This is a genomic window from Paenibacillus sp. FSL K6-2441 (assembly GCF_037964765.1).
Lineage (GTDB): Bacteria > Bacillota > Bacilli > Paenibacillales > Paenibacillaceae > Fontibacillus > Fontibacillus phoenicis.
In genome coordinates this window covers 852501-864248 of the sequence record NZ_CP150174.1, presented here as the reverse complement: position 1 = coordinate 864248, position 11748 = coordinate 852501, and the positions used below count along the sequence as shown (strand labels likewise).

Genomic DNA, 11748 nt, shown 5'->3' with positions numbered 1-11748 from the left:
GAAATTCGCAAGAGGGCAAGCCCCTTGCGAATCTGTTTTAACGTATCCTTTCATGACCTATGTTCAACCATCGTTTCTAGCAGCTGCGATGGCTTTCTCCCATTCCTTTTGCGGATTCGCTTTGTTCTCAAGCACGTTCTGGAGCGCATTCTTGAGCTTCAAATCAACTTGCTCAAACCGCGGACCACGGTAGAACGGTTTGACGCGTTGCGCCGATCGGGCGTAAGCCTCCGAGATCACCTGTCCTCCAAAAAACTCATCTTCTTCGGCCAGGAAAGCCGGCTCGTTATAGACAGATGGAATCGATGGCATCTGCCCGTTGGCTTGAAACGACTTCAACTGTTGCTCCTTGTTGGTTAACCAGGCAATAAACTCGTAAGCTTCCTTCGGATGCTTCCCTTCCATCGGCAACGTCAGGAACGAGCCTCCCCAGCTGCCGGAGCCTTCAGGAATTTGCGCAATCCGCCACTTGCCGGCTGTCGCCTTGGCGCTGCGGATCGTGTCCTCCATCCAGGTTGGGCCGAGAATGACGCCTACATTCCCCTCGCGAATCGCTTGTTCCCATTCGGGAGAACCAAGTGCCCAGCTGCCAATCCATCCTTCTTGAATGCCTGTTACCGTAAAATCGTACGCCTTCTTCACCTGCGGATTCGTGTCCGCGATAAAGGAGCCGTCAACCTTATTAAAGTAAATCACGTCCGTCGATTGGTCGCGCAGGCCGTTATACACTAATTCTGCCGAATCGGCAAACGGGATTCCGGTTTCCTTCGTAAACTGCTTTGCCACGGCGGCAAATTTATCCCATTTGTTGATCGCGGCGCTAAATTCCTCGGGATCGGTTGGAAGTCCGGCTTGTTCCATTAAATCCGCGCGATAGTAAACCACCGTCGGACGGACCTCGGCCGGCAAGCCCATTTGAAAGGAACCGTCAGCCGTAGTCGCTTGCTTCCACGCCCAATAGAGGTAGTTCTGTTCGATGCTCTTCGCGCCAAAATCATATAGGTTATAAAACCGATCTGGTTGATCCATCAACCGCTGCATGGACTCCTGATTTAACATCAAAATATCCGGGGTTTCTGTCCCAGCGGACAAGGCTGCCTCTAAGCGGTCATCTTGTTCGATTGAATCTGTTGCCTTGCTGAATCGGATGTGAATATTAGAATGCTCCGCCATATATTCCTGGGCCAGCGCTTCATAATGGGCATCTTCCAGCGCCCAGAACGTCAGCTCAATCGGGGAACCTAGACTGCCATTGGTCAGGCCCGAAGCGATGCTCTCCTCATCATTCGCCGCATTGATCACGCTGTATGCGCCTAGCAAAGAAATCATCATGGCGGCAACCGGCAGAACAGCCAACCATTTTCCTCTCTTCATTGCGGTTGATTCCTTTCCTGCATCCGAATTTATACCTTTAGTCTAGCGAAATCAACGCGGATTTTTGAGGAGGCAATTTTGCGATTTCAGGTTGGAATTTTTCCGATCCCAGGCAACAAAAAGCCGATTCTCCACTTCAATCCGTGAAGAATCGGACGCTCTTTTCCATATTTATAGTAAACCTGCAACTTGCCCGCGTTCGTCAAGATGAATCCGCTCCGCAGCCGGATGCTTTGGCAGCCCGGGCATGGTGACGATTTTACCGGTATGGACGACAACAAAGCCGGCACCTGCGGATAAGGTAACGTCCTTGACTTGTACGGTAAATCCTTCAGGGGCGCCTAACAGATTCGCCTGATCGGAGAACGAATACGGCGTCTTCGCCATGCAGACCGGCAGCCGGCCGAAGCCCTGCCGCTCCAGCTCCTCGATTTGGGCGGCCGCTTTGGCGCTTAGCTTGATGCCCTCGCCGCGGTAAATTTCCCTAACCACCGTCTCGATTTTGGCCTTGAGGTCCAGATCATCGGGATAAAGCGGAGTATATTGCGCGGTCTCCTGCTCCAACATGCCCAGCAGAGCCAACGCCATCTCCCTGCCGCCTTCACTGCCTTTCGCCCAAACGTCCGACAGCTCTGCCTTAACGCCCAACTGGGCGCATTCCTCTTTCACAAGCGCAATCTCATCTTCCGTATCACTGGTAAAATGATTAATCGCGACCATCACCGGCACCCCAAATTTGCGAAGGTTCTCCAGATGCCGCTTCATGTTGGGCAATCCGGCTCGCAGCGCTTCCATATTGGGCTGGTCCAGCTCGGTCTTAGACGCTCCGCCGTTGTATTTCAACGCCTTCACCGTGACGACCAATACAGCTGCATCCGGCTTCAAACCTGCCTGCCGGCATTTGATGTCGAAGAACTTCTCCGCGCCCAAGTCAGCTCCAAAGCCCGCTTCTGTCACAACGATATCCGCCAGCTTCAAAGCGGTCTTCGTACCGATTACGCTGCTGCAACCGTGGGCGATATTGGCAAACGGTCCGCCGTGCACGATTGCCGGCGTTCCCTCCGCCGTCTGCACCAGATTGGGCTTGATCGCATCCTTCAGCAGGACGGTCATCGCATCCACGGCGCCAATCTGCGCTGCGGTGATCGGCTCGCCTGCCATGTTCCGGGCCACGACCATCCGGCTCAAGCGGTCCTTGAGATCCTGCGCATCCTCACTGAGGCATAACACCGCCATGACCTCGGAGGCCGTTGTGATCATAAATCCGGATTCGTGCACGCTCCCGTTTCCTTCGCCTAGTCCTACGACGATTTGCCGCAGGCTGCGGTCATTCATGTCCATGGCCCGTTTCCACAAGATCCGGTCCGTGTCGATCTGCAGGGCATTCCCTTGAAAAATATGATTATCCAACATCGCCGCCAGCAAATTATGCGCGGATGTAATGGCATGCAGGTCTCCGGTAAAATGCAGGTTGATATCCTCTGAAGGGAGCAGCTGCGCTTTATTGCTGCCGGTTGCACCGCCTTTCATGCCAAAGCAAGGTCCAAGCGACGGCTCCCGCAGCGCCGCAATGGTTGTCCGCCCGATGGCATTCAGCGATTGGGCTAGTCCAATCGTCGTTAACGTTTTTCCTTCTCCAGCCGGCGTCGGATTCATCGCGGTCACCAGCACTAATTTTCCATCCGGCCGGTTGCGAAACTCTTCTCGGATGCTAGCATCTATTTTCCCCTTATACCGTCCATACAATTCGATATGTTGTTCGGCAATTCCACACGATGCGGCTACTTCCAATATCGGCTTCATTCCACTCCGCTACCTCCATCTATCTCGTTCTTTTTTTATCCCGAAAATCTTATAGAAAGAATTCATCCTTATTGTACATGAAATAGATGGAAATATGCGTGATGGATTTCGTCCTGAATCCCGATTGCAGCACTACTTCGGAAAAACATCAAGGGCCTTCGGCGTAAGCTGCAGGCCCCTGTTCGATTTATAAGATCCATTGTACCCACAAAGGCAAGAGGACCAGTGTGAAGATCAGCGTAGGCGGGATGACGATCATCGTCACTTTCAAGTAATCATCCCATGTAATTTTGACGTGATGTTTTCTAAGAAGATGGAACCAGATCAACGAAGCTAACGTCCCGATCGGCAATAACAATGCACCGATATCACTGCCAATGACACTAGCCAGATAAGAGATCTTTAGCGTCAGAGGGTCCAGCTGCATTTCGGTGAGCGTCATCGTTCCGATCATTAAAGCAGGGTGATTATTGAAAAATATGGAGAGTAACGTCATAACTCCTCCCATGAGCAAGCTGGCGTTCAGCATGCCGTCGTGGATCAGAGGATTTACAAGCGAAATGAGAAAATTCGTTAATCCGATGTTGTGTAACCCAAAAATGATAACATACATGCTGAAAGCGAAAACCAAAATATGCCACGGAACCTTGCGAAGCATATCTGATGGCGGAATCTTCAAACGGTACCATCTCCACCCTAGCAATACACAAGAGCCAAGTACAGCAGCCAGCTCTACGGGAATCCCGTAGTAAGAGGCAACAAATAAACTGATGCGTACGATGAGCACGAATAGCAATATTTTTTGCATAAATTTCGTATCTTGTTTCAAGGGCTCGCGATACGGCGCAGCCTGCTCCAACCCATCATCGGATTCAAGGCTTAATCGCGGTGCTTTTAACGGATGTGCCCTCAATCTGGGCGGCAGCTCTTTCGGCAATTGACGATAGAATACGAGAAATAGTAAACCTACCAGCACAATCAACCCTAAAATTGCAGGGACAAACATCATCATCGTGTGCGTATATAAGTTCATCCCAACCATATTAAGTGCAATCAAGTTCACGATGTTGCTGACTCCGATCGGGGCGCTGGAGGCTGTTGCCACTAAAGCTCCGGATAAGAGATAAGGGATCTTCTGATGGTTTTTCAACTTAAATTCTCTTAGCAATAGCAGTAATATCGGTGTCGTAATGAGAATGCTGCCATCATTATTAAAGAACAGCGTCATTAAAAAACACATCAGGTTCACGTACCAAAACAAGCGGATCCCGGAGCCCCTGGATCGGTAAGCAAGTCCCTCGGCTGCCCAATGAAAAAAACCGAAGCTTTCCAAGACAAGCGCCATAATAATCGTCGCCATAATCGTGATCGCCGCTCCGCTCACGGTCTCTCCGATATGAAGCAGATCGGAAAAGTTCACTGTCCCGCTGAGTAAGACGATGACAGCCCCGATCGTGGAGGGGAAAGCTTCATTGAGTCCCCTTGGGCGCCACAAGATTAGGATGGTGGTTAGAACAAATGCGAGAATCGTTAAGCTTGCAGCTGTAAGCTCTATCAAGTGACCACCTCCATTCTCCAATTGTTTCTGCTCTAGCCGGCCGATTATTTACCGCTGACACGACCAAGGTATTCGTACTCAGCCTGCTGAACTTCAACAACAGGAGCATGGGCAATCGTTTCTTCCTTGACCGAAGGTTTTAACAACGTATAGAGTCCCAACCCCGAAAGTACAATCAATACAAGGACAACCATTTTCTACTCCCCCCTTAAGGCAAATGGACAGACTTAATATGCTGAATATTCCATATCACCGATTCCCCGTCAGCTAAAACAAGGTAAAGCAAACCTCGATCAACGGATTGAACGATCCCGAATTTATCCGGCGCTTCCCCATGATCGAGAACCGCCAAACTCCCTTCCATCTTTTTAAGTTGCTGCTCAAACGTTCGGGCCAATGTCAGACCGGTGGGCTTGACGCCCAGTCTTTCATTTTCTAAAGAAAAGGGAGGTTTGTTGGCCGGATAAGGCATAATTAACTTCACGTGGTCCAATGGGACATACACGGTATGAAAAACCGTAGAATAGAATACAAGGTAATCGTTCATGACGCTGGTCAGATAACCGCTAAGCGTATGAACGCCCGTCATATAAACTTCCATAAAGACGCCTCGGGCGTTAAACAACGTTTTCCGGAAGGAAATCGACTCTCCCGCTGCCCATTCCAGCGGGTTCTCATACAAGGTTCCCTCATGTTCTTTCTCAGGAAATGGAATAACCCGGAAGTGATGAATGTGCTTCGTTGGAATGTAGTAATAGCGCTCCTGTCTGAAGATGACGACAATATCATCCCCTGCATCAACTAAGAACCCTGTGTCTAATTGGGGTCTGCCGCTAATGGTGAGTTCGATATGTTGTCCGATATAAGAAGTTAGCATAGGCATCGTATACCTCCTTTATCATGAGCATCGTTGGTGAGGGTGATAGGAAAGACATTTGTCGGCTCGGCTTAACTAGGATAAATAGCGGGTATTTTCCCTAAATCTTAAAGAGGGCGGCGCCCCAGGCACCGCCTCAACGACTGCAGGCTTTCGTTCCATTCTTAAAGAAAGGGATCCCATTTTTTCTTAGAGGATACCTTGGAGGATCCTCCTTGCCGTTTTTTGCTCGACTTTTTCACATTGCTGCTCGTCTTTCTGGTCCCCCACCGGTAGCCGCCAGTAGCTCCACCCATACGTCCCCAAGTGGATGAGCCGCCAGTTCTACCGCGGGTTCTGCCGCCAGTAGCTGCTCCACCCGTTCTACCTTGCGTGCGGGTTCTGCCACCGGTTGCAGAATCTCCTCCTCTGCCATGCGTGTGGTTTCCACCATGAGAATGGTCTCCATGTGTGTGGTTTCCGCCATGATTATGGTCTCCATGCGTGTGATCTCTGCCTTGGGTGCGGTCTCTTCCCTGGGTTCTTCCCTGGGTGCGGTTTCTGCCGCCCGTCCCCGCACCGCCGGTTCTGCCGCGACCTCCACCGCCACTTGTTCTGCCGCCTGTAGCTCCAGAGACGGTGGCGCTTTTACTGCCTGAGGTTTTACCGTCGGTTCTGCCGCTTGTTCTGCCGCCGGTTCTCCCTCCCGTTCTGTTGTTGTTGGATCTGCCATTGTTGTTTCGGTTATTTCCGTTTCTATTGTTGTTATTATTGTTGCTGCTGGAGCGGCTGCGCACGGTCACACTTTTGATATGATAGCTTTGAATCTGCACGAGTTCATTATTGACAATGAGAGTCAAACTATCGTTGCCATAATCCGAGATGATCCCTTCGATCTTCTCAGGGCCTCCGCGGTTAATTTGCACTTTTTGGTGTTTCAGGGCACGAAGAACGCCATCGAAATTGTAAGAACGAATAATGGATTGGCCTGTTCTCCCCATCGTTCCTTTGGTTTTCCCTTTTGTGCCCAAGTTTTGACTAAAGCTCTTCACATGAGCGTTTTTGATATAGACAGTGCCGTCTTTGGCCAGAATGACAAGGTAATCCGATCCGTAACCTACCAAAGTTCCTTCAACCGAATCCGGGCCACCCCGATTGATTCGGACGGTGCTCCCTTGTAAATTGCTATAGCCGTTTCCTGTTTGACTGAAGGCCATAACCCATTTCCCCTTCCATAAATTGCTTAACATTCACAAACCGTATAACGAATTTGCTCGAGAGGGATTCTTACACTCTCCTCATTCACTTCCATCACAACTTCATCGGCAGTTATACGGGTAAGCAACCCTTTCTCGACTTGCGGCCCGCCAAAATCTAGCAGGATCTGATGGTCCAGGAGGCTTGAGAGAAGTTCATTAAATCGAGGGGCCATGATCACTTCAACCTCTTGGCTGTAGTTCGTCGGCACTCTCTTCCATCTCGTTTCGGACAAGCTGTCAATAAAAGCCGAACGGTAGTAGAGTACGCGACGATCCTTCGTTTGTACGGCCACATAATCATTCTGGATGCTTACTAATCTGCCGATTATGAAACCCGGTTGACCACGATTTATACAAACTTCCTTACCTATGAGATGCATTAATTGACTCAGCGATTGGTAGCAGGCCACGTTCCTCCCCTCCTTTCATTTGCCCCCTAGCGGGAATTGTAGTACATCATATGTCGATAACTAACCTTTGTCCTAGTCTGATATCTATCATCTATAAGTTTCCACTTCTGTAACTAAAGTAGAATTGCCTACAAGAATCAAAGAATTAACATCCTTGTTGCCATAGGTAAAAGCGGACCATCCGACAACCGCCTGCATATTCTGGATATTAAAGTGAAATGCGGCAGGCTTCCGCAAGAAAGGTGATCAGGTTGAGGTTCCCCGTTCGTTCGCTTCAAATCGGCCGGTCAGACCAAGCAAAGCTAGAAAAAAGCGTATGGGATGACCAATACGCCAACGCTTTACTCATGACGGATAACATCAAAGAAAACGTCAAAATCCGTTACCGGGGCGGACACACCCGTTATTACGACAAAAAATCATACGAACTTCGCATAGGTCACAGGAGCATCCATTACAACGTGGAGTGGGATGATCCTACCATGATGAGAAACGCACTATCTTTTTGGTTTTTTGAAAAAATTGGAGTTCCGAGTCCAAGAACGAGACATGTTTACCTTGTTGTAAATGGAGTGAATCAGGGGCTGTATCTTGAGATTGAAGGGGTAGATCGGTCGTTTTTTACCAAAAGGAAAGTGAAAACGAGTTCGTTGTTATATGCCATCAATAACAATGCCAACTTTCGTCTGATTGGGGAGGGGGGAAAACGCAAGCGCAACCTTGCTTCCGGCTACGAGCTGGTGATTGGCACCTCTCAGGAGATGGCACGAATCTCGCGGTTTGTGGAACGGCTCAATACGCTCAAGGGGAAACGCCTTCTGGCCTATTTGAAGAAGCATTTAGATGTTCCGGAGTATTTACGTTGGTTAGGCGGGGCGGTGTGCACCGGGAACTTTGACGGCTTTACTCAAAACTATGCGATCTTCCGCAAAATGGGCAGCTTGAAATATCAAATGAGCCCTTGGGATTACGAGGGAACCTGGGGGAGAAACAGTTACGGGAAGCTCAGCAACATCGACAACGTCCGGATCAAAGGGTATAACGGGCTGACCCAAAAGCTGCTCTCCTTCCCCTCAGTCCGGAGGCAGTATCGCAATACGCTGAAGGAGATTCTAGAGCGTCATTTTACGGTGAACCAGCTGGCTCCAACCATTAACTCACTTCACTCCTCGTTGATGCCAGCGCTTATGGCGGATTCCACGCGTAAATACTCCACCGATATCCTCCTGTCGGACCGTCAGGTCATTCTGGATTATATCGCGAAACGCCGTGAATATTTGCTCCGCGAGCTTGAGAAGTAGTGATGGGATGAGGTAGGTACGGTAGGTAGGCTGAGATGGCGCGCTTTTCGGTATTTGCACGCGTGCCCCTACACGCCGCTCTACGCGATTGCACGATTCCTGCAAAAATACAGTTATTTTGCGGGGGAGTGGCCGTTTTGCCTGGAATGCCTGCAAAAGTGCAGGCTTTTGGGGCCGATTTGCTCGAATTGACCTAAATCGAGAAAAATAACTGCACTTTTGCAGGCTTTGACCGAGAAATCGAGATTTCCCCGAAAAAAACTGTACTTTTGCAGGTTTCCAGCTCGGGGCAAGCACAAGTCAAACACAAAAAGAGCACCACCGGATCATCGGCAGTGCTCTTTCTTCTTTGCTTGGCAGCGTCCTACTCTCCCAGGACCCTTCGGTCCAAGTACCATCGGCGCTGGAGGGCTTAACGGTCGTGTTCGGGATGGGAACGAGTGGAACCCCTCCGCCATTGCCACCAAACATGATTTTTGCGCTGCTTTTACTTCCGCACTTTCCGCTTCAGCAAAAGATCAAACCTTATAAAAGGCGTGCAGCTAAAAATCGGTTCAAGGTTGAATCCTTGAAAACTGGATACGAAACTAGATTTGCATTTTAGCCCCTATTCAGTTCCCGGGGTCCCCGAAAAGTACTCGGTGTACTCTCCGAAGCCTCCGCTTCACTTTTTGGGGTGAATTTTGGATAAGCCCTCGACCGATTAGTACCTGTCAGCTCCATGCCTTACGGCACTTCCACCTCAGGCCTATCAACCTTGTCGTCTTCAAGGGGTCTTACATACGGGGAAATCTCATCTTGAGGGGGGCTTCACGCTTAGATGCTTTCAGCGCTTATCCCGTCCGCACTTAGCTACCCAGCTGTGCTCCTGGCGGAACAACTGGTGCACCAGCGGTGCGTCCATCCCGGTCCTCTCGTACTAAGGACAGCTCCTCTCAAATTTCCTACGCCCACGACAGATAGGGACCGAACTGTCTCACGACGTTCTGAACCCAGCTCGCGTACCGCTTTAATGGGCGAACAGCCCAACCCTTGGGACCTACTTCAGCCCCAGGATGCGATGAGCCGACATCGAGGTGCCAAACCTCCCCGTCGATGTGGACTCTTGGGGGAGATAAGCCTGTTATCCCCAGGGTAGCTTTTATCCGTTGAGCGATGGCCCTTCCATGCGGTACCACCGGATCACTAAGCCCGACTTTCGTCCCTGCTCGACTTGTCAGTCTCGCAGTCAAGCTCCCTTCTGCCTTTGCACTCTTCGAATGATTTCCAACCATTCTGAGGGAACCTTGGGGCGCCTCCGTTACTCTTTAGGAGGCGACCGCCCCAGTCAAACTGCCCGCCTGACACTGTCCCCGTACCGGATTACGGTACCAGGTTAGAACCTAGATACGATCAGGGTGGTATCCCAACGGCGCCTCCACCGAAGCTGGCGCTCCGGCTTCCTAGGCTCCCACCTATCCTGTACAAATCGTATCCAAGTCCAATATCAAGCTGCAGTAAAGCTCCATGGGGTCTTTCCGTCTTGTCGCGGGTAACCTGCATCTTCACAGGTATTAAAATTTCACCGGATCTCTCGTTGAGACAGCGCCCAAGTCGTTACGCCATTCGTGCGGGTCAGAATTTACCTGACAAGGAATTTCGCTACCTTAGGACCGTTATAGTTACGGCCGCCGTTTACTGGGGCTTCGGTTCACAGCTTCGGGCTAAACCCTAACCGCTCCCCTTAACCTTCCAGCACCGGGCAGGCGTCAGCCCGTATACTTCGCCTTGCGGCTTCGCACAGACCTGTGTTTTTGCTAAACAGTCGCTTGGGCCTTTTCACTGCGGCCCCCTCGGGCTATTCACCCTACCGAGGCACCCCTTCTCCCGAAGTTACGGGGTCATTTTGCCGAGTTCCTTAACGAGAGTTCTTCCGCGCGCCTTAGAATTCTCTTCTCGCCTACCTGTGTCGGTTTGCGGTACGGGCACCTTCTCCTGGCTAGAGGCTTTTCTTGGCAGTGTGAGATCATGACCTTCGGTACTGTAAATTTTCCCTCCCCATCACAGCCTAGCCTTATCGGTGTGCGGATTTGCCTACACACCAGCCTCACTGCTTGGACGAGCATCCATCAGCTCGCGTCACTACCCTACTGCGTCACCCCATCGCTCATAACGGATTACGGTGGTACAGGAATTTCTACCTGTTGTCCTTCGACTACGCCTTTCGGCCTCGCCTTAGGTCCCGACTTACCCTGAGCGGACGAACCTTCCTCAGGAACCCTTAGGCTTTCGGCGGATCAGATTCTCACTGATCTTTTCGTTACTCATACCGGCATTCTCACTTGTATGAAGTCCAGCTGTCCTTCCGGTCAACCTTCAACCCGCATACAACGCTCCCCTACCCCTGAATCGACTTCACTCCAGCTTCGAAGTCTGGTGTTTCGCCCCGAGAACCATTTGGCCGAAACCTTTGAATTTCTTCTTCGGTAGCTTTCGGCAAAAATGTCTCCGGTCTCACACCGCCTCAAAGAAGCAGTGAAGTCGATTCAAGCCATAGCTTCGGTGGTGTGTTTAGCCCCGTTACATTTTCGGCGCAGAGTCACTCGACCAGTGAGCTATTACGCACTCTTTAAATGGTGGCTGCTTCTAAGCCAACATCCTGGTTGTCTGTGCAACTCCACATCCTTTCCCACTTAACACACACTTGGGGACCTTAGCTGATGGTCTGGGCTGTTTCCCTTTTGACAATGGATCTTAGCACTCACTGTCTGACTCCCGGTTATTCAGTCTATGGCATTCGGAGTTTGACTGAGCTTGGTAACCCTTGGCGGGCCCCGCACCCAATCAGTGCTCTACCTCCACGACTGTCCCACCGAGGCTAGCCCTAAAGCTATTTCGGGGAGAACCAGCTATCTCCGAGTTCGATTGGAATTTCTCCGCTACCCCCACCTCATCCCCGCACTTTTCAACGTACGTGGGTTCGGGCCTCCAGTGCGTGTTACCGCACCTTCACCCTGGACAGGGGTAGATCACACGGTTTCGGGTCTACGCCTGCAAACTCATTCGCCCTATTCAGACTCGCTTTCGCTGCGGCTCCGCCTTCTCGGCTTAACCTTGCTTGCAAACGTAACTCGCCGGTTCATTCTACAAAAGGCACGCCATCACCCATATAGAGGGCTCTGACTTCTTGTAAGCACACGGTTTCAGG

8 protein-coding genes and 2 rRNA genes (1 of these 10 cut by a window edge) are annotated in these 11748 nt (G+C 50.8%); 1 reads left to right on the top strand and 9 read right to left on the bottom strand.

Going from position 1 to position 11748, the window contains the following annotated elements; genetic code table 11:
- Window positions 1–63: 63 nt before the first annotated feature.
- The 7 genes from NSQ80_RS03655 to NSQ80_RS03625 all read right to left on the bottom strand — a co-directional run bounded on the left by NSQ80_RS03655 (window position 64) and on the right by NSQ80_RS03625 (window position 7260).
- Complete coding sequence (locus tag NSQ80_RS03655; protein WP_339301386.1) at window positions 64–1374, bottom strand: ABC transporter substrate-binding protein; 1311 nt, start codon at window positions 1372–1374, stop codon at window positions 64–66.
- Window positions 1375–1545: 171 nt separating this feature from the next.
- Window positions 1546–3177 carry a formate--tetrahydrofolate ligase gene (locus tag NSQ80_RS03650; protein WP_339301384.1) on the bottom strand — a complete coding sequence of 544 codons (1632 nt, stop codon included), beginning with the start codon at window positions 3175–3177 and terminating at the stop codon, window positions 1546–1548.
- 187 nt (window positions 3178–3364) lie between these two features.
- Window positions 3365–4735 carry an arsenic transporter gene (locus NSQ80_RS03645; protein ID WP_260070703.1) on the bottom strand — a complete coding sequence of 457 codons (1371 nt, stop codon included), beginning with the start codon at window positions 4733–4735 and terminating at the stop codon, window positions 3365–3367.
- 44 nt (window positions 4736–4779) lie between these two features.
- A complete protein-coding gene (locus NSQ80_RS03640) occupies window positions 4780–4929 on the bottom strand; it encodes a hypothetical protein (protein ID WP_009227114.1) in 150 nt (49 codons plus the stop codon).
- A gap of 14 nt (window positions 4930–4943) precedes the next feature.
- Window positions 4944–5618: a DUF2642 domain-containing protein gene (locus NSQ80_RS03635; protein ID WP_260070704.1), complete on the bottom strand. Its 675-nt coding sequence runs from the start codon at window positions 5616–5618 to the stop codon at window positions 4944–4946.
- A 158-nt stretch (window positions 5619–5776) separates the two neighbouring features.
- The gene (locus NSQ80_RS03630) at window positions 5777–6808 is read right to left on the bottom strand and encodes a hypothetical protein (RefSeq protein ID WP_260072000.1); all 1032 of its coding nucleotides are present in this window, start codon (window positions 6806–6808) and stop codon (window positions 5777–5779) included.
- 26 nt (window positions 6809–6834) lie between these two features.
- Window positions 6835–7260: a hypothetical protein gene (locus NSQ80_RS03625; RefSeq protein WP_323079264.1), complete on the bottom strand. Its 426-nt coding sequence runs from the start codon at window positions 7258–7260 to the stop codon at window positions 6835–6837.
- A 218-nt stretch (window positions 7261–7478) separates the two neighbouring features.
- Between NSQ80_RS03625 and NSQ80_RS03620 the strand changes: the two genes are divergently transcribed.
- Window positions 7479–8561, top strand: a complete 1083-nt coding sequence (locus NSQ80_RS03620) for a CotH kinase family protein (protein ID WP_339301380.1) — start codon at window positions 7479–7481, stop codon at window positions 8559–8561.
- 351 nt (window positions 8562–8912) lie between these two features.
- Here the strand turns inward: NSQ80_RS03620 and rrf are convergent.
- Both rrf and NSQ80_RS03610 read right to left on the bottom strand, forming a co-directional pair.
- Window positions 8913–9029, bottom strand: a 5S ribosomal RNA gene (rrf, locus tag NSQ80_RS03615).
- A 215-nt stretch (window positions 9030–9244) separates the two neighbouring features.
- Window positions 9245–11748 (bottom strand): 23S ribosomal RNA (locus tag NSQ80_RS03610) (it continues 555 nt past the right edge of the window).

Bases quoted from the DNA above. Each gene is read 5' to 3' on its own strand.
- NSQ80_RS03655 (WP_339301386.1), bottom strand. From the start codon at position 1,374: ATGAAGAGAGGAAAATGGTTGGCTGTTCTGCCGGTTGCCGCCATGATG.
- NSQ80_RS03640 (WP_009227114.1), bottom strand. From the start codon at position 4,929: ATGGTTGTCCTTGTATTGATTGTACTTTCGGGGTTGGGACTCTATACG.
- NSQ80_RS03650 (WP_339301384.1), bottom strand. From the start codon at position 3,177: ATGAAGCCGATATTGGAAGTAGCCGCATCGTGTGGAATTGCCGAACAA.
- NSQ80_RS03620 (WP_339301380.1), top strand. From the start codon at position 7,479: ATGCGGCAGGCTTCCGCAAGAAAGGTGATCAGGTTGAGGTTCCCCGTT.
- NSQ80_RS03635 (WP_260070704.1), bottom strand. From the start codon at position 5,618: ATGCCTATGCTAACTTCTTATATCGGACAACATATCGAACTCACCATT.
- NSQ80_RS03630 (WP_260072000.1), bottom strand. From the start codon at position 6,808: ATGGCCTTCAGTCAAACAGGAAACGGCTATAGCAATTTACAAGGGAGC.